Annotated in this window: 22 protein-coding genes; 18 read left to right on the forward strand and 4 right to left on the reverse strand. The window is 73.8% G+C overall.

All coding sequences use genetic code 11. The annotated features are described in order from the left end of the window. Positions 1–35 precede the first annotated feature (35 nt). Entirely contained in the window at positions 36–776 is a 741-nt protein-coding gene (locus GA0070616_RS17410) for a DUF2076 domain-containing protein (protein WP_091083529.1), read from the forward strand. 144 nt (positions 777–920) lie between these two features. Here the strand turns inward: GA0070616_RS17410 and ppc are convergent, their stop codons facing one another. The 3 genes from ppc to GA0070616_RS17425 form a co-directional block, all read right to left on the reverse strand. Next, on the reverse strand, positions 921–3,707 hold the full coding sequence (ppc, locus tag GA0070616_RS17415; protein WP_091083533.1) for a phosphoenolpyruvate carboxylase: 2,787 nt from the start codon (positions 3,705–3,707) through the stop codon (positions 921–923). 279 nt (positions 3,708–3,986) lie between these two features. Next, positions 3,987–4,898 carry a cyclase family protein gene (locus GA0070616_RS17420; RefSeq protein WP_091083537.1) on the reverse strand — a complete coding sequence of 304 codons (912 nt, stop codon included), beginning with the start codon at positions 4,896–4,898 and terminating at the stop codon, positions 3,987–3,989. A gap of 202 nt (positions 4,899–5,100) precedes the next feature. Next, positions 5,101–5,997: a helix-turn-helix domain-containing protein gene (locus tag GA0070616_RS17425; RefSeq protein WP_175440109.1), complete on the reverse strand. Its 897-nt coding sequence runs from the start codon at positions 5,995–5,997 to the stop codon at positions 5,101–5,103. A gap of 169 nt (positions 5,998–6,166) precedes the next feature. Here GA0070616_RS17425 and mfd point away from each other — a divergent pair, with 169 nt between their 5' ends. From mfd to GA0070616_RS17445, 4 genes are all read left to right on the forward strand, one after another. Continuing rightward, positions 6,167–9,817, forward strand: a complete 3,651-nt coding sequence (mfd, locus tag GA0070616_RS17430) for a transcription-repair coupling factor (RefSeq protein WP_091083543.1) — start codon at positions 6,167–6,169, stop codon at positions 9,815–9,817. 144 nt (positions 9,818–9,961) lie between these two features. After that, positions 9,962–10,717, forward strand: a complete 756-nt coding sequence (locus GA0070616_RS17435; protein WP_091083549.1) for a hypothetical protein — start codon at positions 9,962–9,964, stop codon at positions 10,715–10,717. A 1-nt stretch (position 10,718) separates the two neighbouring features. Further along, positions 10,719–11,699, forward strand: coding sequence for a nucleoside triphosphate pyrophosphohydrolase (locus tag GA0070616_RS17440; RefSeq protein ID WP_091083554.1), 981 nt, complete (start codon positions 10,719–10,721; stop codon positions 11,697–11,699). Positions 11,700–11,840: 141 nt separating this feature from the next. Further along, on the forward strand, positions 11,841–13,460 hold the full coding sequence (locus GA0070616_RS17445) for a DUF885 domain-containing protein (protein WP_091083557.1): 1,620 nt from the start codon (positions 11,841–11,843) through the stop codon (positions 13,458–13,460). A 74-nt stretch (positions 13,461–13,534) separates the two neighbouring features. Here GA0070616_RS17445 and GA0070616_RS17450 read toward each other — a convergent pair whose 3' ends face one another. Next, positions 13,535–14,221 carry a hypothetical protein gene (locus GA0070616_RS17450; RefSeq protein ID WP_091083561.1) on the reverse strand — a complete coding sequence of 229 codons (687 nt, stop codon included), beginning with the start codon at positions 14,219–14,221 and terminating at the stop codon, positions 13,535–13,537. A gap of 221 nt (positions 14,222–14,442) precedes the next feature. Between GA0070616_RS17450 and eno the strand changes: the two genes are divergently transcribed. From eno to GA0070616_RS17515, 13 genes are all read left to right on the forward strand, one after another. After that, positions 14,443–15,726: a phosphopyruvate hydratase gene (gene eno, locus GA0070616_RS17455; RefSeq protein WP_091083565.1), complete on the forward strand. Its 1,284-nt coding sequence runs from the start codon at positions 14,443–14,445 to the stop codon at positions 15,724–15,726. 31 nt (positions 15,727–15,757) lie between these two features. Then, on the forward strand, positions 15,758–16,399 hold the full coding sequence (locus GA0070616_RS17460; RefSeq protein WP_091091015.1) for an FtsB family cell division protein: 642 nt from the start codon (positions 15,758–15,760) through the stop codon (positions 16,397–16,399). A gap of 24 nt (positions 16,400–16,423) precedes the next feature. Continuing rightward, complete coding sequence (locus GA0070616_RS17465; RefSeq protein WP_091091022.1) at positions 16,424–16,981, forward strand: DUF501 domain-containing protein; 558 nt, start codon at positions 16,424–16,426, stop codon at positions 16,979–16,981. Continuing rightward, the gene (locus tag GA0070616_RS17470; RefSeq protein ID WP_091091019.1) at positions 16,978–17,487 is read left to right on the forward strand and encodes an amino-acid N-acetyltransferase; all 510 of its coding nucleotides are present in this window, start codon (positions 16,978–16,980) and stop codon (positions 17,485–17,487) included. Before GA0070616_RS17465 ends, GA0070616_RS17470 begins: the two co-directional genes overlap by 4 nt. A gap of 35 nt (positions 17,488–17,522) precedes the next feature. Beyond that, positions 17,523–18,452, forward strand: a complete 930-nt coding sequence (locus GA0070616_RS17475; RefSeq protein WP_091083569.1) for a Ppx/GppA phosphatase family protein — start codon at positions 17,523–17,525, stop codon at positions 18,450–18,452. A 129-nt stretch (positions 18,453–18,581) separates the two neighbouring features. After that, complete coding sequence (locus GA0070616_RS17480) at positions 18,582–19,064, forward strand: LppU/SCO3897 family protein (RefSeq protein WP_091083572.1); 483 nt, start codon at positions 18,582–18,584, stop codon at positions 19,062–19,064. Positions 19,065–19,262: 198 nt separating this feature from the next. Further along, positions 19,263–19,949, forward strand: coding sequence for a dienelactone hydrolase family protein (locus GA0070616_RS17485; protein WP_091083576.1), 687 nt, complete (start codon positions 19,263–19,265; stop codon positions 19,947–19,949). Then, entirely contained in the window at positions 19,942–20,682 is a 741-nt protein-coding gene (locus GA0070616_RS17490) for a uracil-DNA glycosylase (protein ID WP_342672278.1), read from the forward strand. The genes GA0070616_RS17485 and GA0070616_RS17490 overlap by 8 nt, the downstream gene beginning before the upstream one ends. Positions 20,683–20,700: 18 nt before the next feature. Then, a complete protein-coding gene (locus tag GA0070616_RS17495) occupies positions 20,701–21,465 on the forward strand; it encodes a DUF4129 domain-containing protein (RefSeq protein ID WP_091091026.1) in 765 nt (254 codons plus the stop codon). Then, positions 21,462–22,037 carry a hypothetical protein gene (locus GA0070616_RS17500; protein WP_091083584.1) on the forward strand — a complete coding sequence of 192 codons (576 nt, stop codon included), beginning with the start codon at positions 21,462–21,464 and terminating at the stop codon, positions 22,035–22,037. The genes GA0070616_RS17495 and GA0070616_RS17500 overlap by 4 nt, the downstream gene beginning before the upstream one ends. Continuing rightward, complete coding sequence (locus tag GA0070616_RS17505) at positions 22,037–23,053, forward strand: AAA family ATPase (protein ID WP_091083588.1); 1,017 nt, start codon at positions 22,037–22,039, stop codon at positions 23,051–23,053. Before GA0070616_RS17500 ends, GA0070616_RS17505 begins: the two co-directional genes overlap by 1 nt. Beyond that, entirely contained in the window at positions 23,050–24,426 is a 1,377-nt protein-coding gene (locus tag GA0070616_RS17510) for a DUF58 domain-containing protein (protein ID WP_091083592.1), read from the forward strand. The genes GA0070616_RS17505 and GA0070616_RS17510 overlap by 4 nt, the downstream gene beginning before the upstream one ends. Further along, positions 24,426–24,986 (forward strand): hypothetical protein, encoded by a 561-nt coding sequence (locus GA0070616_RS17515; RefSeq protein WP_091083595.1) that lies wholly within the window; start codon positions 24,426–24,428, stop codon positions 24,984–24,986. Before GA0070616_RS17510 ends, GA0070616_RS17515 begins: the two co-directional genes overlap by 1 nt. Positions 24,987–25,075 lie beyond the last annotated feature (89 nt).

Here is a 25,075-nt window from a genome sequence, read left to right on the forward strand (position 1 = left end):
GCGTACGCCCCACCCGCCCTGGGTACCGTCAGGCCATGAGATATCTCCTGCCGCTCGTCCTCGTGGCACTGCTGGTGGGCGGGTTCGTCTGGTGGCGGCGGGAGAGCGCCGCCCGGCAGGCCCGGTCCCTGGCCGACGTGCGGGCCGACGCCCAGCGCTGGTACGAACGCCTCGGCGGGCAGGTGCTGAACCTGCACGGTGACGAGCCCGCCGTCCGTCAGGCGCTCGCCGACGCGGGTGAGCGGTACAACGCCGCCGGCGGCCAGCTTGAGCAGGCCCGGACGGTGCAGCAGTACCGGCTGGCTCGGGAGACGGCACTGGAGGGTCTCGTCTACGTTCGGGCGGCCCGGCTCGCCCTCGGCATCGACCCCGGTCCCGAACTGCCCCCGCTGGCGGCGGCACAGGGCGCCGGCGAGCTGACCGTGTCCCGGCAGGTCCAGGTGCAGGGGCAGACCCTGCGGGCCGGTCCGCAGCCCGGCCGGGACACCCCGTACTACTACCCGGGCGGGCGGATCCAGGGTCGGCCGGTGCCGGCGGGTTGGTACTCGACGCCCTGGTGGAAGACCGCGTTGGGCACCGGCGCGGGGGTGCTCGGCGGAATGCTGATCGCCGACGCCCTGTTCTCGCCGGGCTCTGCCGATCCTGGCCACGACGCCGGTCAGCCGGGGGACTTCGCCGGCGGTACGGAGACCGGGGACCCGGGCGGGGACTTCGGCGGCGGCGACTTCGGCGGCGGGGACTTCGGCGGCGGCGACTTCGGCGGCGGCGACTTCTGACCCCGCCGTCGGGGCGAGGCGGCGGCGACCGTGGCGACGGTGGCGACGGCGACGGTGGCGACGGCACGGAGATGACCGGAGCCTGCGATCATCCCCGTGCCGCCGAACACCGATGGGCCACGGCGGGCCCGGGGCGGACGTCGGTCAGCCGGTGTTGCGCATGCCGGCGGCGATGCCGTTGACGGTGGTGAGCAGGGCCCGTTCCAGAGCCGTACCGTCGCTCGGGGCCCGCCGGCCGCCCGGAGCGGTGGCCACCGCCCGGCCCGCCGCCCCCGACTCGCGGTACTGCCGCAGCAGCGCCACCTGGAGGTGGTGCAGCGGCTCCAGGTAGGTGTCACGCACCGCGAGGGTGCGCTGGAGCACCGGAGAGTTGTCCAGCAGCTCGGGGGAGGCGGTCACCGCCAGCACCTCGCGCCGGGTCAGCTCGTACTCCTCCTCGATCTTCGCGAAGATCGGGTGCAGCTTCTTCGGCACCAGCGTGTCGACGTACCGGCGGGCGATCGTCAGGTCGGTCTTCGACAGCATCATCTCCACGTTCGACAGGAACGTGCGGAAGAAGTGCCAGTTGCGGTGCATCTCGGCCAGCACGTCGGCGTGGCCGGCCTCCCGCGCCGCGGCCAGCCCGGAGCCCACCCCGAACCAACCGGGGACGATCTGCCGGGTCTGCGTCCACCCGAACACCCACGGGATGGCGCGCAGGCCGGCCAGGCCCGCCCCGGTGTTCGGTCGCTTCGCCGGCCGGGAACCGATGTTCAGCGCGCCGAGCAGCTCCGTCGGCGTCGACGCCCAGAAGTACGCCGGCAGGTCCGGATCCTCCACCAGCGACCGGTACGACCGGAACGCGGACTCGGACACCACGTCCATCGTCGCGTCCCAGCGCTCCAGCATCTCGGCCGGCTGCCGGGGCCCGGTGTGCAGCAGCGTCGCCTGGAGCACCGCCGCCACCGACAGTTCCAGGTTCTCCCGGGCCAGCGCCGGCAGCGTGTACTTGTCGGAGATGACCTCGCCCTGCTCGGTCACCTTGATCGCGCCGTCCAGCGTGCCGTACGGCTGGGCCAGGATCGCGTCGTGCGTCGGCCCGCCGCCCCGACCCACCGTGCCGCCCCGGCCGTGGAACAGCCGCAGCCGCACCCCGTGCCGGGCGGCCACGTCGCGCAGCGCCCGCTGGGCCCGGTGGATCGACCACTGGCTGGTGGTGATGCCGGCCTCCTTGTTCGAGTCGGAGTAGCCCAGCATCACCTCCTGCACGTCGCCCCGCGCCGCCACCAGCGCCCGGTACGCGGGCAGTGACAGCAGCTCGTCGAGCAGCTCACCGCCGGCGTTCAGCTCGGCCGGCGTCTCGAGCAGCGGCACGAAGCCGATCCGGGCCCGCCCGCTGTTCACGTCGACCAGGCCGGCCTCGCGGGCCAGCACCACCGCGGCGAGCACGTCGTCCACGCCCAGGGTCATCGAGATGATGTACGACTCGATCACCTCGGCGCCGAAGCGGTCCTGTGCCTCACGGATCGTGCCGAACACGTCGAACGTCTTGCGGGCGGACTCGCTCAGCGGGGTGTCGGCGGTGGACAGCGGTCGACGGCCGGCCAGCTCGTCGGCGAGCAGCTTGGTGCGCTCCAGCCGGCTCAGCGACGGGTAGTCGTCGACCTCGCCCACCGCCCCGTACAGCTGGGTGAGCACCTCGTGGTGCTTCTCGGCGTGCTCCCGCACGTCCATCGTCGCCAGGTGCAGGCCGAACGCGGACACGGTGCGGATCGTCGAGGCGAGCCGGCCCACGGCGGTGAGCTGACCGGAGTTGCGGGCCAGCGAGGCGCGCAGCAGCTCCAGGTCGGCGACCAGCTCCGCCGAGCCCTTGTAGTCGCGCCCCGGCACGTGCGGGGTGCCCTGGCGCAGCCGCGCCCGGGTGTTGGCCAGCTTCGCCCGTACGCAGCGGGCCTTGAGCCGGTACGGCTCCTCCGCGTTGACCCGGCGGAACCGGGGCGCCACCTCGGGCAGCGCGTCGAGGTCGGTGGCGAGGCTGGCGGACAGGTCCAACGACACCCCGCGCAGCCGGCGGGACACCGACACCTCGTTGATCAGCTCGTCCATCGCCGCCTCGGTGGCCGCGAGGCCGTGCTCGTGCTGGATCACCAGCACCTCGCGGGTCACCGAGGGCGTGACGAACGGGTTGCCGTCGCGGTCGCCGCCGATCCACGTGCCGAAGGTCAGCGGGCGGGCGGTGGGGGAGGTCTCCACGCCGAGGGTGCGCAGCGTCTCGGCCAGGTCGTCGAGCACCTGGGGCGCGGCTTCGGCGTACAGGTCACGCAGGTAGTAGATGGCGTTGCGGGCCTCGTCGGTCGGGTCGGGCCGGTCCAGTCGCAGCTCGTCGGTCTGCCACATCAGGTCGAGCAGTTCGGCGAGGCGGCGGTTGGCGGGGCCCTCGTCGCTGGCGCCGTAGAGGATCGCGTTGGCGGTCTCGGCGTCCAGCTCGTCGGCGATGGCGCGCAGCTTCGACAGGATCGACCGGCGGGCCGCCTCGGTGGGGTGGGCGGTGAAGACGGGACGTACGGCCAGGCGGCGGGCCGCGGCGGCGATCTCCTCCGCCGGCACCCCCCGCTCGGCGATCATCTTGGCGGCCTGGTCGAGCCAGCCGCCCTGGACCGCCCGGCGGCGACGCAGGTCACGGGCCCGGTGCACCTGCTCAGTGATGTTGGCCAGGTGGAAGTAGGTGGAGAAGGCCCGGGCCAGCTTCGTGCCGGTCGTCACGTCGAGCCCGCCGAGCCGCTGCGCGGCGGCCGGGGCGTCGGTGCGGACCTGGGCGCGGATCTCCTCGACGAGGTCGAGCAGCGGTCGGCCTTCCTGGCGGGCGAGGGTCTGCCCGAGGAGGGTGCCGAGGCGGCGGATGTCGGCGCGAAGGGCGGCGTCGGGGCCGTCGTGGTCGTGCTGGTCGGTCACGATGCGCTCCTTACGTGAGTACGAAGGACAGCGCTGTCCGACTCCCTCGATCGTATCCATGGTGACCCGGCTGTCAGGAGGGGCCCCGGGTTGTCGCCTTCGTCATGCCCCCAAGCGTTGACGCCGACTCCGTTCTGTGGGGGTGATTCGCGCGGGCCCGCCAGTCCCGGACCGGCAGCGCCCGGTTCGTGGCGGTTTCCGGCCCGGTGAAGCGGCTGCTCCCACCGCTTCTACCGGGTGGACGCCGACCCGAGGCGGCGGATCGGGTACGCGCTTCCGTCAGTCGACGACGGCGAAGGCGCGGACCGGGAAGGTGCCCATCCCGGCCACCCTCGGCGGGGCGGCGGTGAACCGGAACCCCTCCGGGGGCAGGGCGTCCAGCCCGGTCAGGTGCTCCACGATCGGGATCCCGGCCGCCAGCAGGATGCTGTGCGCGGGGCGCTCGCCGGCCGCGACCGGGCCCATGTCGTCGATGTTGATCGAGTCGATGCCCACCAGGGCGGCGCCCGCGTCGACCAGGGCACCGGCACCGGCACCGGTCAGGTACGGAGCCTCGGGTGCGCCGTAGCGCTCGGTGCCGAAGTGCGCCGACCAGCCGGTGTGCAGCAGCACCGCCCTGCCGGCCACGTCGTACGGGGCCAGCAGCAGCCGGTCCACCGCGCGGACGTCGGCCGGCACCCGGACCACGACTCCGGGCAGTTCGGCGAGCCGGTCCAGCGGGGTGCCGGTGAGGTCGACGCCGTCGGCGTAGCGGTGTGCCGGGGTGTCCACGTACGTGCCGGTGTTGGCGATCATGTCGATCCTGCCGACGTGGAACTCGGTGCCCGGCGCGTAGTTCGCCCGGGACGCCTCGAACGTCAGCCAGTCGGTGATCCGTGGCGCCGGCCACCCGGGCAGGGTGACCATCCCGTCGGTGACGGGGTGGCTCAGCTCGACCAGTCGAGGGGCTCCGCCGGGCGACCGGGTGCCGACGCCGCGACCGCCCTTGTGCGGTTCCTCGATGATCGTCCTGTTGCTGATCCGGACGTCGGCCACCATCAGCAGGCCGAGGTGCCGGACGAAGAGCGCGGCGAGGTCCGCCTCGTCGACGTCCCGCCCCGGGATGTCCAGCCGGAAGCCCTCGGTCCGCAGCCTGCCACCGTTGGCGAAGCTCACCTCCGCGTCGAACCGCGCGCGCCACTGTCCGCTCATCCCGCCAGCGGATCATGGGACGGTGGCCTGGTCAAGGTCCGTTGCCGCAGGTCCACCCGGGGAGCGGGGAGCTGCGGGCCTCCCCGAACAGGTCCGCCCACCCCCGGCCCTCCCGGGTCGACGTACCTCATTCTCGGGCTGGTCCGGAGCGTGGTCTTGAAGATCCTTGTTCGTTCCCCGAAGTTCGGGGGAGCAGCCGCGCTCAGGCGGTGAGCAGGGCGCGGAGGCGGGCGGGCGGGTGGCCCACGTGGTCACGGACGACCCGGGTCAGGTGGGCCTGGTCGGCGAAGCCGTACGCCGAGGCCAGCTCACGCAGCGGCGGCCCGTCCGCCTCGGCGAGCGTGTCGAGGACCGCCCGGACCCGCAGCCGGTTGCGGTAGGCGGTGAGGCTGCTTCCGGTGACCCGCTGGAAGACCCGGCTGAGGTGGTGCGGTGACGTGCCCAGCCGCTGTGCCACGTCGTTCAGGCCCAGCGCGAAGTCGCCGGCGGTGAGCACCTCCCGCGCCCGGTCGGCCAGCTGGCGGTGGGCCGCCAGGGTGGCGGGCCGGCGCCGCACCGTACGGTCCAGGGCCGCGTCGGGCGGTTCGCCGTCGCCGCTGCCGCCGCTGTGCTGCAGCAGCCGGTCGAGGAAGCGGTGCAACCGCTCGGCCATCTCGAAGCGGTCCACTCCGCGGCGCAACTCGGCGATCAGCAGGCGGTGCGCCAGGTCGAGCCGGTCGTCGGCGGACCCGTCCCAGCCGGTGCGGTGCAGCCAGCCGTCCGCGTCGGGCCGGGCGGCCAGCACCTCCGGGTCGACCTCCAGGCAGGTGTACGAGTCGCCGCAGCCCAGCGGATGGGCCACCGCCAACTCGTCGCCCGGTCTGAGCATCAGCACCGAGGTGGCGTCGGCGAACCGGGTGCGACCGTTGACCCGCCGCCGGTACGCGCCGGACCGACCCAGGACCACCTTGTGGCTCTCCTGCTCGGCGGGCTCGGACCAGCCGTGGTGCTCGACGATGCAGCGCACCTGGTAGGCCAGTATCCCGTCCGGGTGCCCCAGCACCCGCCAGCGGGCGGGGGTGGTGTTCTGGCGCGGGTCGCTGCCCACTCCCTCCGGCATTCCTGCCTCCCCGGGTCGTCGGTCGCGCGGCGACGTGTCGGTTCCACGCGGGTGGGGGTCACGCCGTGGACTGCGATGCGACGTCCCACCGGAGAGATAGTGTCGACCTTCGTGCCCCCCGTCCAGGCGGACGAGGGGCGATCGTCGTGTCCCCGCCTCGGAAGTGATCATGACTGCGCTGATCGGACTGTTCGCCGCCGCCCTGGCCGATCCGGGTCTGGCCCGGGCGCGGGACCTGGCGCGCTCCGGCGCGGCCCAGGTCGACGGCCTCGACCTGACCGCCCCGCCGGCGCTGCGCCCGTTCGCGGTCGCCGCCGTCGCGGCGGATCCCGGCGACGCGGCGGGCGGGGGTGCGGGCCGCCCGGTGCTCGCCGTCACCGCGACCACCCGGGAGGCCGACGACCTCGCCGCCGCACTGGGCAGCCTGCTCCCACCCGGGCAGGTGGCGGTGTTCCCGAGCTGGGAGACGCTGCCCCACGAACGGCTCTCACCCCGGTCGGACACCGTCGGCCGGCGGCTGGCCGTGCTCCGCCGGCTGGCCCACCCGGACTCCGCCGACTCGCACGGGCGCACCGGCCGGCTGCGGGTGGTCGTCGCCCCGGTCCGCTCGGTGCTGCAACCGCAGCTCAAGGGGCTCGGCGACTTGGAGCCGGTGCAGCTCGCCGCCGGCGAGGAAGCCGACCTGGAGGACGTGGCCCGCCAGCTCACCGGCATGGCGTACGCGCGGGTCGACCTGGTCACCAAGCGGGGCGAGTTCGCCGTACGCGGCGGCATCCTGGACGTCTTCCCGCCGACCGACGAGCATCCCTCCCGGGTCGAGTTCTGGGGCGACGAGGTGGAGGAGATCCGCACCTTCGCCGTGGCCGACCAGCGCACCATCGAGCAGGTCGCGCAGCTCTGGGCACCGCCGTGCCGGGAACTGCTGCTCACCCCGTCGGTGCGCCGGCGGGCCGCCGCGTTGGCGCAGGAACACCCCGAGCTGACCGAGATCCTCGACAAGCTGGCCGAGGGCATCCCCGTCGAGGGCATGGAGTCCCTGGCCCCGGCGCTGATCGGCGCGGACTCGATGGAGCTGTTGCTGGACTGCATGCCGGCGGGCACCCACGTGCTGTTGTGCGACCCGGAGCGCATCCGCACCCGGGCGCACGACCTGGTGCGTACCTCGGCGGAGTTCCTCGCGGCGAGCTGGGCCGCCGCCGCCGTCGGCGGCCAGGCCCCGGTCGACCTCGGCGCTGCCGCCTTCCGCACCCTGGCCGAGGTGCGCGCCGCCGCCGGGCGGCTGCGCCAGCCCTGGTGGACGCTGTCGCCGTTCGGTCTGGCCGAGCCCGACGCGGAGCCGACCCGGCAGCCCTGGGAGGACGAGCCGGAGACCGCCGACGTCATCCCCGACGACGCGGTCGCGGTGGCCCTGGCCGCCCAACCGGCTCCGCTCTACCACGGCGAGACCGCACGGGTGGTCGACGACCTCAAGCGGTGGACAGGCGAGGGCTGGTCGGTCGCGCTGGTCTTCGAGGGGCACGGCCCCGCCCAACGGGCCGTGGAGGTGCTCCGCGACGCCGGGCTGGGCGCCCGGCTGACCGAACAGGTGCCGACCGCCCCGGCCCCCGGTGAGGTGCTGGTCACCTGCGGCTCGCTGGCCAGCGGCTTCGTCGACGAGGCGTCCCGGTTCGTGCTGCTCACCGGCAACGACGTCACCGGCGGGCGGGGCACCTCCACCCGCGACATGCGCAAGATGCCCAGCCGGCGACGCAACACCATCGACCCGCTGGAGCTGAAGGCCGGCGACCACGTGGTGCACGAACAGCACGGCATCGGCCGGTACGTCGAGCTGGTGCAGCGCGTCGTCAACGGGGCCAGCCGGGAGTACCTGGTCATCGAGTACGCCGCCAGCAAGCGCGGCCAGCCCGGTGACCGGCTGTTCGTGCCCACCGACCAGCTCGACCAGCTCTCCCGCTACGTCGGCGGTGAACAGCCCACCCTGCACAAGATGGGCGGCTCCGACTGGCAGAAGTCCAAGGCACGGGCTCGCAAGGCGGTCAGGGAGATCGCCGCGCAGCTCATCCAGCTCTACGCGGCCCGCAAGGCGTCCAAGGGGCACGCGTTCGGGCCGGACACCCCGTGGCAGCGGGAGCTGGAGGACGCCTTCCCCTGGCAGGAGACCCCCGACCAGCTCGCCGCGATCGAGGAGGTCAAGGGGGACATGGAGCAGACCGTCCCGATGGACCGGCTGATCTGCGGCGACGTCGGGTACGGCAAGACCGAGATCGCGGTGCGCGCGGCGTTCAAGGCGGTGCAGGACGGCAAGCAGGTCGCCGTGCTGGTGCCCACCACCCTGCTCGTGCAGCAGCACTACAACACGTTCGCCGAGCGGATGAGCCAGTTCCCGGTGGAGATCAGGCAGCTGTCCCGGTTCCAGACGCCGAAGGAGGCCGAGCAGACCCTGGCGATGGCCGGCGACGGCACCGCCGACATCGTCATCGGCACCCACCGGCTGCTCCAGGCGGCCACCCGGTTCAAGTCGCTGGGTCTGGTCATCGTCGACGAGGAGCAGCGCTTCGGCGTCGAGCACAAGGAACACCTGAAGTCGATGCGGGCCTCGGTGGACGTGCTGAGCATGTCGGCCACCCCGATCCCCCGAACGCTGGAGATGGCGATCACCGGCATCCGGGAGATGTCCACCATCGCCACCCCGCCGGAGGAGCGGCACCCGGTGCTGACCGCCGTCGGGGCGTACGACGAGCGGCAGGTGGCTGCCGCGATCCACCGCGAGTTGCTGCGCGACGGGCAGGTGTTCTACCTGCACAACCGGGTGGAGTCGATCGAGCGGACGGCGCGGAAGCTGCGCGAGCTGGTGCCGGAGGCGCGGGTGGCGGTGGCGCACGGCCAACTGGGTGAGGAGGCGCTGGAGAAGGTCATGGTCGGCTTCTGGGAGAAGGAGTTCGACGTGCTGGTCTGCACCACGATCGTGGAGTCCGGCATCGACATCCCGAACGCCAACACCCTGATCGTGGAGCGCGCCGACCTGCTGGGCCTGGCCCAGCTGCACCAGATCCGGGGCCGGGTGGGCCGTGGGCGGGAGCGGGCGTACGCCTACTTCCTCTATCCGCGGGACAAGCCGCTGACCGAGCACGCGCACGAGCGGCTCGCCACCATCGCCCAGCACACCGAGCTGGGCGCGGGCATGTACGTGGCGATGAAGGACCTGGAGATCCGGGGCGCGGGCAACCTGCTCGGCGGTGAGCAGTCCGGCCACATCGAGGGCGTCGGCTTCGACCTGTACGTGCGCATGGTGGGCGAGGCGGTGCAGGCGTTCAAGGGCGAACGCCCCGAGGAGGAGACGGACGTCAAGATCGATCTTCCGGTCGACGCGCACCTGCCGCACGACTACGTCGCCGTGGAGCGGCTGCGCCTGGAGATGTACCGCAAGCTCGCCGAGGCGCGCGACGAGGAGCGGCTGCGCGAGGTGGCCGCCGAGATGACCGACCGGTACGGCGAGCCGCCCGCTCCGGTGCAGAACCTGCTGGCGGTGGCCCGGTTCCGGCTGCTGGCCCGCTGCTATGGCCTCACCGACGTCAGCATGCAGGGCAGGCACCTGCGGTTCGGCCCGCTGCCACTGCCGGACTCCAAGCAGCTTCGGCTCAAGCGTTACCACCCCGACTCGGTCTACAAGGCGGCCCTCGACCAGGTCAGCGTGCCCCGTCCGACCACCCGCCGGGTCGGCGGCGAACCGCTGCGCGACCAGGCTCTCCTGGACTGGTGCGCCCAACTCCTGCACGACGTCCTGGGCTCCCCCACCCCCGCCGGCTCTCGTCGATCATGAAGTTGTTCCGGTCCCGCCCGACGTGTCGCGGTCACAACTTCGTGGTCAGTCGGGGCCGGGTGGGGCGGGATGGGAAGGGGCCGGGGTGGGCAGGTGGGCGGGGGCGGGGTGGGGGTGGGTGGGGGGCATGAGAGAGTGACGGGCATGCGTGCTCGCCGTCTTGTCGCCGTCGCCAGCGTGGCGGTCGGCCTCGTCGCCCTCTCCGGTTGCCGTACCGAGCCCGGTGTCGCCGCGTATGTCGGCGATCACCGCATCACCGAGGACGCGGTCACCGCCGTCCTCGACGACGCGCGGGCGAAGAACCCGGCACCGACGGCGGCTCCCGAGAACGGGCAGCCGCCCCAGCAGCCGGTTCTGCCGGGGCGCAGCCAGGTGGTGACCACGCTGGTGCTCGCCGAGGTGTGTGAGCGGGTGTCGGCGGAGGAGGGCTACCAGCCGCAGGGCCAGGCCCCTCCGGGGCAGATCGCCCAGCGCTTCGGCCTGTCGCCCGAGACCGACTACGTGCAGCTCCTCGCCGATCTCGGCACCTGCCTGTCGGGCATCCCGGCGGGCCAGCCGGTCGAGCCGACGCCGCAGGAGCTGGCGGATCTGGTGGCTGCCGGCAAGCGGGCCAGTCCCGAGCTGGCCGCGCAGCCCGACGAGGCCGTGGCCCGGCAGCTCGACGTGCCGACCCTGCGCAACGCCCTGGGCAGCCGGGACTCCCTGGCCGCCGTGGTGGAGCGCTACGACGTCACCGTCAACCCGCGCTACCGTCCGCTGGAGTACCCGCTGCTCAACCTCACGGTGGACATCCCCGCGGTGACGGTGCCGCTGGGCGAGCCGGCGTCCGACGTCGTCACCGACGTCTCCACCCCGGATCCGCTGCCGGCCGGCAGGGGAACCGGCCCGACCGACGGCTGAGATGACTCCCCGGATCGTCCTGCTGGTGACCTCGCCCCGGTTGCCGGCCGGCCTGCTGACGGCCGCCGCCTGGGACGTCGTCCGCGCCGCGGCGGTGTTCGCCGGCGAGGAGACCGAGCTGACCACGGCGGTACGGGCGGCGGGCGCGCAGGTCACCGTGCCCGACGGGCCGGCGGTCCCGGTGCTGCTCGACGCGGCCCGGGGGAGTGGCACGGCCGTGTGGCTGGCCGGGCCGGCCGGTGACGAGTCCCTGGCCCGGGAGTTGGGCCTGCGGTTGGCCCGGGAACCGGGGCTGGCCGAGCTGGAGTTGATGTACGGCTCCTGGGATCCGCCGGGCGCCCGGCTGCTCGACGCGGTGGCGGTGATGGACCGGCTCGCCTCTCCCGGCGGTGATCCGTGGAAGCGGGCGCAGACCCACCGCAGCCTCGCCGGCTTCCTGTTGGAGGAGTGCTACGAGGCGTACGACGCGATCAGCGCCGACGACACCGACGCGTTGCGTGAGGAACTGGGCGACGTGCTGCTCCAGGTGGTGCTGCACGCGCGCCTGGCCGAGGAACTGCCCGAGGGCGCACGCTGGTCGATCGACGACGTGGCCGGCGGACTGGTCGACAAGATGGTGCGGCGCAATCCGCACGTCTTCGCCGACGACGCCGCCGACTCCATCGAGGAGATCGAGGCCAACTGGGAACGCATCAAGCGGTCCGAGAAGGCCCGCGACTCGGTGCTCGACGGCATCGCCCTGAGCCAGCCGGCCCTGGCCCTGGCCGCGAAGGTTCTCGACCGGGCGGCCCGGGTGGGTCTGGCGGTGCCGCCGCCACTGGCCGACTCCCAGGTTGACGCGGAGGCTCGGCTCGGCGCGAGCCTGCTGGCGGCCGTCGCCGCCGCCCGCGAGGCCGGGCTGGACCCGGAGGCGGCGCTGCGTCGCACGACCCTGGCGTACGCCGACGCCGTCCGCGCCGTCGAGCGGGGCGACACCGGCTGAGGCCGCGCACAGGCCTCGATCCGGCGGAGGTGCCGGCCGGGCGCTCGGGACGCTCGAGGACCTGCCCGCCGACGGCGGGGGCCCGCACGGGCCCTCGGCGGTACCGGAGCGCCGTGGCGTCGACACCGTTAAGGTCGGCGGATGGAAGAGTTCGCCCCTCTTGCCGAGCGGATCGTCGAGGCGTTGCTGGCGTCCCGGCCGCGCCTGGCCGCCTCGGCGGGAGATCACCGGTGGGACGACCGGCTGCCGGACCTGTCCGTCGAGGCGGTGGCGGCGGACCGGGCGATGCTCGTCGACGCGTCCGACGCGCTCTCCGAGGTCGACCCCGATGCGCTGGACGTCGACGAGCGGGTGGACCACGCCATGCTCAGCGCGCTCGTCGACCGGGAACTGTTCGAGGCGGACGAGATCCGGGCGTACGAGTGGGATCCGCTGGCGCACAACCCCGGCCCGCTGCTGCACGCGTTGGTGGCCCGGTCCTATGCGCCGCCCGACGAGCGCCTGGCCCGGCTCGCCGGTCGGCTGGCCGCCGTACCGGATGCTCTGGCGACCGCCCGGGCGACGCTGCGGGACATGCCGCGGGTGCACGCCGAGACGGCGGTGGGGCAGTTCACCGGCGCGGCGGCGCTGGTTCGCGACGAGGTACCGGCGCTGCTGGCCCAGGTGCCGGCGCTGTACGACCGGGTGGAGCCGGCGGCGACGGCGGCGATCGCCGCGTTGGAGGAGTTCGTGGCCTGGCTGGGTGCCGGCCTGGCGGCCGACGCGGGTCCCGGTCGTGACCCACGGCTGGGTCGGCGGCGCTGGGAGGCGCGGCTGTGGCACACCCTCGACACGGAGTTGGGGGCCGCCGAGATCCAGCGGCGGGCCTGGGCCAACCTGGACCGGGTCACCGGGGAGATCCGGGCGGCGGCCGTCGAACTGGTGGGCGGCCCGGCCGACGACGAGACGGTACGCCGCGCCCTGGGCCTGCTCGCCGCCGAGCATCCCGACGACCACACCATCGTGGAGTTGGCCTCGGTCACCCTGGACGAGGCGAGCGACTTCGTCCGCGCCCACGACCTGGTGACGGTGGTCGAGGATCCGTGCGTGATCCAGGAGATGCCGCAGTTCGCCCGGGGCGTGGCGGTGGCGTACTGCGACGCGCCGGGCCCGCTGGAGACGGCTGACGTGCCGACGTTCTACTGCATTGCGCCGACCCCGGCGGACTGGCCGGCGCACCGGGTCGAGTCGTTCTACCGCGAGTACAACGACCACATGATCCGCAACCTGACGGTGCACGAGGCGATGCCGGGGCACTTCCTCCAGCTCGCCCACGCCCGCCGGCACGCCGGCCCGACGCGGGCGCGGGCGGTGGCCCGTTCCGGCCCGTTCATCGAGGGCTGGGCGGTCTACACCGAGGAGCTGATGGCCGGGCTGGGCTTCGGCGGGCTGCCGGTGCGGTTGCAGCAGCTCAAGATGCAGCTGCGGATGACCATCAACGCGCTGCTCGACCAGTTGGTGCACTGCGATCAGATGACCGAGGCGGACGCGTTGGCGCTGATGACCGAACGCGGCTTCCAGGAGGAGGGTGAGGCGGCCGGCAAGTGGCGTAGGGCGTTGCTCACCTCGACCCAACTGTCGACGTACTTCGTCGGGTACAGCGAGGTCGCGGGGATCGCCGCGGCCCGGCCGGACGGCGTGTCGCACCGCGAGTGGCACGACGCGATGCTGGCGCACGACTGCCCGCCGCCGCGGCACCTGCGCACCCTGCTCGGCGTCTGATCCGCCGTTAGGACGGGCGACGGTCCACCGTTCCCGCCGGGTTGGACGGGCGGCGGTCGACCGGGCCGCCCAGGTCAGGACGGGCGGCGGTCCACCACGCCGGCGCCCGGCGGCACCGTGAAGGCCGCCGAGTCCACCGCCTCCTGGTAGCGGGTCAGCGCCACCTCGACGGGCTTGCCGTCGACCTCGCCGCGGAAGCTGCCCAGCGCCCCGTCGGTGGTGACGCAGGCGGTGAAGTCGTCGGCGCTGCGGCGCACCTCGACGCAGGTGGCGTGCAGCCCGGCCAGCGTGGTGTCGCTCTGGGTGATGACGGCGGCGGAGTCCAGGGCGGCGGTGGTGAGCCTGCCCATCACCATCGGTGGAGTGACCAGCCCCTGGCGCTCGACCTCGTCGAACACCACGACGGACGGCTTGGCGTTCGGCGCGGGTGGTGGCTCCAGCGTGCAGACGGTCCGGTCGTCGGTCGTCTCGCAGCGGGTGGTGGCCTCCTCGGTGACGGTCACCCTGCCGCCGGGCCAGGTGTACGCCGACCGCGCGGGTTGCTGCCCCTGGGTGATGGTGGCGGTCTGCCCGCCGGGTAGCTGGTAGTCGGCCGAGTAGGTCAGCGTCAGCGCCTGATCCATCCGGGCGGCGAGTTCGTTGACCACGTCAGCCCGTTCCAGTGCCCGCCCGGCGTCGTCGAGGGCCTGACACCCGGTGACGGTGAGCGACGCGATGACCGACAGGGCGAGCACACGGAGAGTGGTCGTGGCGGCGGGCATGGCGCCCAGCCTGATCGATCGCGTCCTCCGGACGCAAACCGGTTGTCGGTTGAGGCCCGAGAATACGGGAATGTCCGTCTTGGTGGGCCCCGGACCGTGGGCTGTGGCACGCCCGGGCACCGTGCCCGGCCGCGCGGACCGATACGCTGCGTTCAACACCTGCCTCAGCCGCACCGTCGCGGCCCATGCCGGACCGGACCACACGAACGAGGAGCGACTCAGTGGCAACCATCGAGGGAATCGTCGCCCGGGAGATCCTGGACTCCCGGGGCAACCCGACCGTCGAGGTCGAGGTCGGGCTCGACGACGGCACGATCGCCCGCGCCGCGGTGCCGTCCGGCGCCTCCACGGGCGCCTTCGAGGCGATCGAGCTGCGCGACGGTGACAAGTCCCGCTACCTGGGCAAGGGCGTCGAGAAGGCGGTCGCCAACATCGAGGACAAGATCGTCGACCAGCTCATCGGGTACGAGGCCAGCGAGCAGCGGCTGATCGACCAGAAGATGCTCGACATCGACGGCACCGACAACAAGGGCGAGCTGGGCGCGAACGCGATCCTCGGCGTCTCCCTCGCGGTGGCGAAGGCGGCGGCCGGCAGCGCCGAGCTGAGCCTGTTCCGCTACCTGGGCGGCCCCAACGCGCACCTGTTGCCGGTGCCGATGATGAACATCCTCAACGGCGGCGCGCACGCGGACTCCAACGTCGACGTCCAGGAGTTCATGATCGCGCCGATCGGCGCGCCGAGCTTCCGTGACGCGCTGCGCTCGGGTGCCGAGGTCTACCACGCCCTCAAGTCCGTGCTGAAGGCGAAGGGCCTGTCCACCGGCCTGGGCGACGAGGGTGGCTTCGCGCCGAACCTGCCCACCAACGCCGCCGCGCTCGACCTGATCGCCGAGGCGGTCGAGAAGGCCGGCTACCGGCTCGGCAGCGACATCGTCTTCGCCCTCGACGTGGCGGCCACGGAGTTCTTCGAGGCCGGCACCTACACCTTCGAGGGCACGGCGAAGACCGCCGAGGACATGAGCAACTACTACACCAAGCTGGCCGGCGACTACCCGATCGTGTCGATCGAGGACCCGCTGGCCGAGGACGACTGGAGCGGCTGGGCCACCCTGACCGCCGCGCTCGGCGACCGCGTCCAGATCGTCGGCGACGACCTGTTCGTCACCAACCCGCAGCGCATCGCCCGGGGCATCGCCGAGAAGGCCGCCAACGCGGTGCTGGTGAAGGTCAACCAGATCGGCTCGCTGACCGAGACCCTGGACGCGGTCGACCTGGCCCACCGGGCCGGCTTCCGGTGCATGATGAGCCACCGTTCCGGCGAGACCGAGGACACCACCATCGCCGACCTGGCGGTGGCCACCGGCTGCGGCCAGATCAAGACCGGTGCCCCGGCCCGCTCCGACCGGGTGGCGAAGTACAACCAGCTCCTGCGCATCGAGGAGGAGTTGGCCGACGCGGCGCGGTACGCCGGGGCGGGCGCCTTCCCGCGCTACCGTTCCGCCTGACGACGCCGAACCTCGGGGGAGGGGTGTGACGATGCAGCAGCGCCGCACACCGGGCGGCCAACGCCCCGCCCGCCGGCCGGGTCAGCCCGGCCGGCCGGGCGGGGTCCGCAGTGGACGGCCGTCGGCCCGGGACGGCGGCGTCCGCGCCGACCCCCGGTCGACCGCCGGTCGCGCTCCGGGCGCGGCCCGGGGTGCCGAGGGCGTACGCTCCGCGAACCGGCCCGCCGCCGCCCGGCGTACGGCGGCCGGGGGCACGGTCACGCGGCTCGCCGCACCCCGGTCCCGAGGTGTCACCGGGCGGGCCACCGTGCTGTTCGCGGTGCTGATCGCGCTGGCCCTGGCGTACACCTATCCCGTCCGGGTCTACCTCGACCAGCAGGCCGACATCGAACGGATGGAGGCGTCCCAGGCGGCCCAGCGGGAGCTGATCGCCGAGCTGGCCGCCGAGGCCGCCAAGTGGGAGGACGACGCGTACGTCGAGACGAAGGCCCGGGAGCGGTTCTTCATGAGCCGCCCCGGGGAGAAGATCGTGATCCTCCTGGACGACCCGGCGGGCGCCGCCCGGGACGCGGGTGAACCGGCCGGGCCGGCCGCGGCGGACGTGCCCGACCCCTGGTACGACACGCTGTGGTCGAGCGTGCGGGCCGCCAACGGCGAGCAGACCGACAACTAGGGCACCGAACGAGAGATGGGCACCGTGACTGTCGTACCACCGCAGGAGCCGGCGGCGGAATCCGTACCCCCGCCGGAGCGTGAACCGGCCAGCGAGGCCGACCTGGCCGCGGTGGCCGCGCAACTCGGGCGCCCGCCCCGGGGCACCCGGGCCGTGGCCCACCGGTGCCCGTGCGGCCTGCCCGACGTGGTGGAGACGACGCCGCGACTGGCCGACGGCACCCCCTTCCCGACCCTGTTCTACCTGACCTGTCCCCGCGCGACGGCGGCCTGCAGCCGGCTGGAGTCGGCCGGGTTGATGAAGGAGATGGCGGACCGGTTGGCGGCCGATCCGGAACTGGCCGCCCGCTACCGCGCCGCGCACGAGGACTACCTGGCCCGGCGGGACGCGATCGGCGAGGTGCCGGAGATCGCCGGCACCTCGGCCGGCGGGATGCCCGGCCGGGTCAAGTGCCTGCACGTGCACCTCGGTCACGCCCTCGGCGCCGGGCCCGGGGTGAACCCGTTCGGCGACGAGACCCTCGGGCTGGTGGAGAAGTGGTGGGCGGCCGGCCCCTGCGTGGACGTGCCGGCGGGCGGGTGAGCGCGGGTGAGATCCTGGTCCGCCGGGCCCGCACCTCGGACGTGCGGGGCATCCGGCGGCTGGTGGACACCTACACCGACGACCGGCGGCTGCTCAGCAAGGCCACGGTGACCCTGTACGAGGACGTGCAGGAGTTCCGGGTGGCGGTGACCGGCGGCGGGGCCGTGGTGGGCTGCGGCGCGCTGCACGTGATGTGGGAGGACCTGGCCGAGATCCGGACGGTGGCGGTCGACCCGACGTACCGGGGCCGCAGCATCGGGCACCGGATCGTCCGCGAACTGATCGACTCGGCGCGGGAACTGGGCGTGTCCCGGATCTTCGTGCTCACCTTCGAGACCTCGTTCTTCGGGTCGTTCGGCTTCACCGAGATCGACGGTGCGCCGGTGCCGCAACCCGTGTACGAGCAGCTGCTGCGCTCGTACGACGAGGGCGTCGCCGAGTTCCTGGACCTGGAACGCGTCAAGCCGAACACCCTGGGCAACACCCGCATGCTGCTGCGCCTCTGACCCGCTGTCGTAGGGTTGCCGGTGTGACGTCGCGCGTGGCCGCCATCGACTGCGGCACCAACTCGATCCGACTGCTGGTCGCCGACCTGCCCGACCCGGCGGCGGGCCCGCAGGCGCCGCTGACCGACCTGAGCCGCCGGATGGAGATCGTCCGGCTGGGGCAGGGCGTCGACCGGACGGGCCGACTCGCGCCGGAGGCGATCGAGCGCACCCGGGTGGCGTTGGCCAGCTTCGCCGCCGACATCGACCGGCTCGGCGCGGGGCGGGTCCGGATGTGCGCGACGTCGGCGTCCCGCGACGCGCAGAACGCGGCCGAGTTCCGGGAGATGGTGCAGCGGACCCTGGGTGTCGCCCCCGAGGTGGTCACCGGCGACGAGGAGGCGCGGCTGTCCTTCACCGGCGCGGTGCGCGGCCTGCCCGCCGACGCCCGGCCGCCGTACCTGGTGGTGGACATCGGCGGCGGCTCGACCGAGTTCGTGGTCGGCACCCGCGAGGGCGGGGTCGAGGCGGCGATCTCGATGGACATCGGCTGTGTCCGGATGACCGAGCGTCACCTGCACGGCGACCCGCCGGGCCCGGACGAGGTGGCCGCCGCGCAGGCCGACATCGCGGCAGCCGTGGACCGGGCGCTGGAGGCGGTCCCCGGGCGTTCGGCGGCCACCCTGGTCGGCCTGGCCGGTTCGGTCACCACCGTGGTGGCGATCGCCCAGGGCCTCACCGCGTACGAGCCGGAGCGCATCCACCACGCCCGGGTGTCGTACGACCGGGTGGCGGAGGTGACCGCCGACCTGCTGGCGAAGTCCCGCGAGCAGCGGCTGGCCATCCCGGTGATGCATCCGGGCCGGGCCGACGTGATCGGGGCGGGAGCCCTGGTGCTCCGCGTGATCATGGAGCGTTCGGGGCTGGGCACGGTGGTCGCCTCGGAGCACGACATCCTCGACGGCATCGCCTGGAGCCTCGCCTGACGGGTCGGCGAGGCGGCGGCACGCGCCAACCTGGGAAATGGCTGAACGGATGAGTCCGAGGGGACAGCGCCGGAAACGGCCGGTCGCTACGGTGTCGTCTGCTCATCAACCCCTCGGAAGGACAACTTCGTGTCAGAGCAGGTCGCACCGCCCCCCACTTCGGACGCTCCGCAGGCCCCGCCGGCCGTGCAGGCGCCGCCCCCGGCGGAGCCGGAGCACAGGTCCGGCGGCAAGAAGAAGGCGTTCGGCATCATCGGCGCGGTCGTGGTGTTCCTGGTCGTCCTGGGCCTCAAGTTCGGCCTCGGCTCCGTGCTCGGCAACGTGTTCAACGCCGACGAGACCGCCGACGCGAAGGCCGGCGACTGCATCGCCGAGCTGCCCGAGGTCACCGGCACCGCGCAGGAGGAGGTCGACAGCGCGAAGGTCGTGGCCTGCACCGACACCGACGCCGCGTACAACGTGGTCGGACGGGTCGACGGGCAGACCGAGGCGCAGGCCCGCTCCGGCGAGGCGTGCAACACCTTCTTCAAGGAGGGCGACGAGGGCTACGTCTTCTACAGCATCAAGCCGGGCAGCACCGGCTACCTGCTCTGCCTGACCAAGAAGGTCTGAGCAGGCTGGCGTACGACCCCGACGGCGGCGCGACACCCGCGCCGCCGTCGGTGTACCCGGGCCCCGACGGCAGCGCGAACAGGAGGTGAACGCCACTCCTACCTCGTCTTCCCGGCACGGTCACGGCGTGGCAGGCTACCGGCACGTAGCACCACTGGGCGACCAGCCAACGTTGACTGACCGCTAGGAGGACGGCCGATGGGCGACATGGTGACCTTTCCCGGCACGGGAATGACGAGCCAGGGGTACCTCGCGATACCCTCCACCGGTGCGGCCAGCCCCGCGGTCATCGTCATCCAGGACTGGTGGGGCCTGGTGCCCCACATCCGGTCCGTCGTCGACCGGTTCGCCGAGGCCGGATTCGTCGCCCTCGCCCCCGACTTCCGGCACGGCGGCCCCGCCGCGAAGCCGAGTGAGCCGCGGCAGATGCTGAACAGCGCGCAGCTCGACGAGGCGGCGGCGGACATCGCCACCGCCGCCGACTACCTCGCCGGCCGACCCGAGGTCACCGGCAAGGTCGGCTGCGTCGGGTTCTGCGCCGGTGCCAGCCTGGCGCTGTGGTCGGCGACCCGCACCGAGCGGATCATCGCCACCGCCGCCTTCTACCCGCGGCTGCCGTGGGACGGCATGCCGGCCCGGTGGCCCGCCTACGCGGGCAAGGCCGCCCTCGTGCACTGCGCCGAGGCCGACGGCACCTCCACCGACGACGGCGTCCAGGCCGTACGGGGGGCCGTCGAGGCCGCCGGCGGCACCTGCCAACTGCACGACTACCCGGGCACCGCGCACGCCTTCTTCAACGAGGACCGTCCGGAGCACTTCGACCAGCGGGCCGCCACCAGCGCCTGGGCCCGGACCCTCGAACACTTCCGGGCGAAGCTTGGCTGAGCCGCGTACCCCCGCAGAGGTGGTCGCCCGCGCGGCGCGGGCGACCGACGTGGCCGACCTCGACGCGGCCGTCGCCGACTGCTTCGCGTGCCCGCGCCTGGTCGACTGGCGGGAGGACGTGGCCCGCACCAGGCGGGCCGCCTTCCGCGACCAGCGGTACTGGGGCCGGCCCGTGCCGGGCTTCGGCGACCCGGCGGCCCGGATCGCGATCCTCGGCCTCGCCCCGGCCGCGCACGGGGGCAACCGCACCGGTCGGATCTTCACCGGCGACCGCTCCGGGGACGTGCTGTTCGCCGCCCTGCACCGGGCCGGGCTGGCCAACCAGCCGACCAGCGTGGCCGCCGACGACGGGCTCACCCTGACCGACACCCGGATCTTCTCCGCCGTGCGCTGCGCCCCACCCGACAACAAGCCCACCCCCACCGAACGGGACACCTGCGCGCCCTGGCTGCACCGGGAGGTCGCGCTGGTCAGGCCCACGCTGCGCGTCGTGGTCGCGTTGGGTGCCTTCGCCTGGGCGGCGTGGTGGCCCACCCTGCGCCATGTGTACGGCGTCCGCCCGCCCAGCCCGCGCCCCGTCTTCGGTCATGGGGCACACTGGTCCGGCACGGCCGCACCGGAACTGTTCGGCTGCTACCACGTCAGCCAGCAGAACACCTTCACGGGGCGGCTGACGCCAGGGATGCTGGACGACGTGTTCACCCGGGCGAAGCAGGTGGCCGGGGCGGACTGAGACTGCGGGGCGATGCTGATGACGGACGGGACACGCCGACCTGAGTCGCCGGCCCGCCTGGTGCGCGGCTGGTGGCCCGTCGTCGCCGTGGCCGCCCTGCTCGCCGCCGCCACCCTGGCCTCCGCATACTCCTCGATCGGCGCGAGCCGGATCCCGCCGGCCGTCGAGGAGGCCCCGTTCGTGCTGGAGTACCCGAGCGGGGAGGCCCAGCCGTCCATCCCCGCCGAGCCGAGGGAGGTCGCCGAGCAGACCGGTGCCCAGATCCCGGCCTGGCTCGGCAAGGCCGCGCTGGCGCTGCTCGGTGCGGTCCTGCTCGCCGGGCTCGGCTATCTGACCTGGGTGCTGGTACGCGGCGTCGCGAGCCGGGTCACCCGTCGGCTGCCCGCCGGGCGGCCCGCCCGGCCCACCCCCGAGGGCACCGCCCTTGAGGTCGTCGCCGCTCTCGACGCCGGACTGGTCGAACTGGACGACCGCTCGACCGACCCGCGTACCGCCGTGATCGCCTGCTGGGTTCGCCTGGAGGAGACCGCCGCCGCGGCGGGCGTGCCCCGGCTGGCCGGTGACACCCCCACCGACCTGGTCACCCGGCTGCTGCGTGGCGACTCCGCCGCCGGCGTGCCGGCCATCGTCAGCGCCGACGTGCTGGCTGAACTGGCCCACGTCTACCGGGAGGCCCGTTACGCCACCCGCCCCGTCGACGAGCACACCCGCGACCAGGCCCGCGCGGCCCTGCGTCGGCTGCGCGGTGAACTGACCGCGGTGGTCGCCGAGGGGGCGGCGTGAGCACCAGCATCGACGACCTGCTCACTTTCGAGGAGGAACGACCGTCGCGCCCCGAACGACGGCAGACCGGGCCCTGGTGGGCCCTGCTCCGCGGGGCTGCGATCGCCGCAGCGGTGGTCGTGGTGCTCATCGCCGGGCTGCGTGCCGTGGGACTGCAGGTGTCGCTGCTGGTGCTGGTCGCCGGGGTGGTCACGCTGCTGGTGGTCCGTCGGGTCGTCGGCACGCTCGCGCCGCCGCCCCGCTCGCCCGGCCGGGCCCGCCTCACCGAGGACGACGGCACCTGGAACTGGGCGCACCAGGACGCGCTGCGCGCCGCCATCAACGGCTGGGAACGGCCGCTGGCCTGGGCGGCCGGCGACCAGGACCGGTTCGGCGTGCGCATCCTGCCCCGCCTCGCCGAGCTGGCCGACGAACGTCTGCGCCAGCGGCACGGGCTGACCCGCGAGTCCGATCCCGTCCGGGCCCGGGCGCTGCTGGGCGATCGTCTGTGGACGTTCCTCGACACCCCGTCCCGCCGCCCCCTGTCGCCGCGCGACCTCGCGGCGATCGTCGCCGAACTGGAGAAGATCTGATGAACGACGTCGACCGGACTATGCCCGCCACCGAGGTCGGCCACCTCGCCCGGGCGGTGCTGGACGCGGTCGGCCAGGTCGTGGTCGGCAAACGGGACGCCCTGGAACTGGTGCTCGCCGGCATCCTCGCTGGCGGGCACGTCCTGCTGGAGGACCTGCCGGGCCTGGGCAAGACGCTGACCGCGCGTTCCTTCGCGCAGGCCCTCGGCCTGGACTTCCGCCGCCTCCAGTTCACCCCGGACCTGCTGCCCGCCGACGTCACCGGCTCGTTCCTCTACGACCAGCGCAGCGGCGACTTCGCCTTCCGCGCCGGGCCGGTCTTCACCAACCTGCTGCTCGCCGACGAGATCAACCGGACCCCGCCGAAGACCCAGTCGGCGCTGCTGGAGGCGATGCAGGAGAAGCAGGTCTCCGTCGAGGGCGTCACCTACCGGCTGGACGAGCCGTTCCACGTCCTCGCCACCGCCAACCCCATCGAGTACGAGGGCACCTACCCGCTGCCCGAGGCGCAGCTCGACCGGTTCCTGCTGCGGGTGTCGTTCGGCTACCCGGAGCACGAGGAGGAGTGGGAGGTGCTGCGCCGGCGGATGGCCCGCCGTCGCGAGGAGGCCGAGATCAAGCCCGTCGTCGACGCGGCCACCCTGCGCGCGATGCAGGCGGCGCTGGAGGATGTGGTGGTGGAGGACTCCGTCGGCCGGTACATCGTCGCCCTGACCTCGGCCACCCGGGAACACCCGTCGGTGCTGGTGGGCGCCTCCCCGCGCGGTTCGCTGGCGCTGCTGCTGCTGGCGCGCGTACGGGCCGTGCTCTCCGGCCGCGACTACGTGGTGCCCGAGGACGTCAAGGACGTCGCCGCCCCCGCCCTCGCCCACCGGATCACGTTGCGCCCGGAGATGTGGCTGCGCCGGGTCGATCCGTCCTTCGTGGTCGGTGAGGTTCTCGACGCCACCCCGGCCCCGGCCAGCGGGGCGTTGCCAAGCTACGCCGCCGGCCAGCCGGGGTACCCGGCGCCGTGACCGGCACGGACCGACCCGACGGCGGCTGGGCTCCCACCCGGGCGCTGGGCCGGGCCGTGCTCCTCACCGGCCTGCTGCTCGTCGCCGCGGTGCTGCTCGGCCGGGTCGACCTGGTGGTGCTGGCCGCTCCGTTCGCGCTCGGCACCGCGTACGCGCTGCGTCGCCGGCCCGCCGCGCCGCCCCAGGTGTGGATCACCGCCGAGGAGGCCCACCTGGTCGAGGGCGGCGAGGTGACCAGCACGGTCACCGTCGGCAATCCCGACGAGCTGACCTACGACGCGGTGGTGCTGCGGGCCCGCGTGTCGCCCTGGCTGCGGATCGAACGGGCCAGCCTCGCCGGCACCGCCCTGGCCACGGGCCGGCCGGGCGACACCGGCTCGGTGGCCGACCGGCCCTTCGTCACCTCGGTCGCTCCGGCGACCGCCGTCGACCTGGAACTGGCCGGCACCGCCCGGCGCTGGGGCCGGCATCCGGTCGGGCCCGCCGGGGCGCGGGTCGCCGCCGCCCAGGGGCTGCTGGTGTCCCGCGCCGTGTACGCCGAGCAGGCCCGCACCCGCGTGTATCCGAGGACCGAGCCGTTCGACGCGGTCGAGGCCATGCCCCGGGCCGCCGGGCTCGTCGGCGCGCACCACTCCCGCCGGCCCGGAGAGGGCGGTGAGCTGGCCGGGGTGCGGGTCTTCGCCCCCGGCGACCGACTGCGCCGCGTCGACTGGCGGGTGTCGCTGCGGACCCGGCAGCTGCACGTGGCGGCCACCCTTTCCGACCGGGACGCCGAGGTCGTGGTGCTGCTCGACGTGCTCGCCGAGGCGGGCCGCTCCGGCGGGGTGGACGGGGCGGCGTCGGTGCTCGACACCACCGTGCGTGCCGCCGCCGCGATCGCCGAGCACTACCTGCACCGGGGCGACCGGGTGGCACTGCTGGAGTACGGCCCCACCGCCCGCAGGCTGCGTCCCGCCACCGGTCGACGGCAGTACCTGACCGTCCTGGAGTGGCTGCTCGACGTCGAGGCCCGGTCCTCCCCGCACGAGCCCTACGACCAGGTCTTCGGCCCGCAACTGCTCTCGGCCGACGCGCTGGTGGTGGTGCTCACCCCACTGCTGGACGAACGGTCGGCGCAGATGCTGGCCCGGCTGGCCCGCTCGGGCCGCTTCGTCGTGGCCGTGGACACCCTGCCGGTGGACCTGCCGGCACCGAAGGACCGGGGCTGGGCGGAGGTCGCGTACCGGCTGTGGCGGCTCGACCGCGACACGATGGTCGCGCAGTTGCGTGAGCACGGCGTACCCGTGGTGCCGTGGGCCGGCGCGGGCAGCCTGGACCAGGTGCTGCGGGACGTGGCCCGCCTGGCCACCGCGCCCCGGGTCGGTGCCCGGTGATGTCCGCCGTCACCGGCCGGGTCCGGGCCGCCCGGCACGTCGCCGGCCGGATCAGCCTGACGCCTCTGCTGGTGCGCGTCGGCGTCTTCCTGCTCGCGCTGGCCGGCCTGCTGCTCGCGTACCCCGCGCAGGTGTTCACCGGGCAGACGGTGCTCGCCCTGGCGGCAGTGGCGCTGCTGCCGGCGGTCGCGCCGCGCCGGGTGTGGCCGACCTTCGCGGCGCTGGTCACCGTGGGCGGTTGGCTGCTCGCCACCGACGGGTACGGCCGGTCGGTCGCGTTGTGGCGGTTGTTCGCCGTGGCGGCCCTGCTCTATCTCACGCACACCCTCTGCGCCCTGTCGGCGATGCTGCCGTACGACGCGGTGGTCGACCCCGATCTGATGCTGCGCTGGCTGATCCGGGCCGCCGGTGTGCTGCTCGCCACCTGTGTGCTGGGCGTCCTCCTGGTGGGACTGGCCGACCTCGGCAGCGGTCAAGGGCTCCAGGCCGCCACCCTCGCCGGCCTGCTGGTCGCAGCCGTGGTGACCGCGTTGCTGGCGTGGCTGCTGCGTCGTCAGTGACCCCGTGGAGCTGACGTTGCGCAGGTCACAGGGGTTGTGCTCCGTCACAGAAGGGGGGCGCGAAGGGGATTAGCGCGGCCCCCGGGGGA

It is taken from the genome of Micromonospora nigra, assembly GCF_900091585.1.
Classification (GTDB): domain Bacteria; phylum Actinomycetota; class Actinomycetes; order Mycobacteriales; family Micromonosporaceae; genus Micromonospora; species Micromonospora nigra.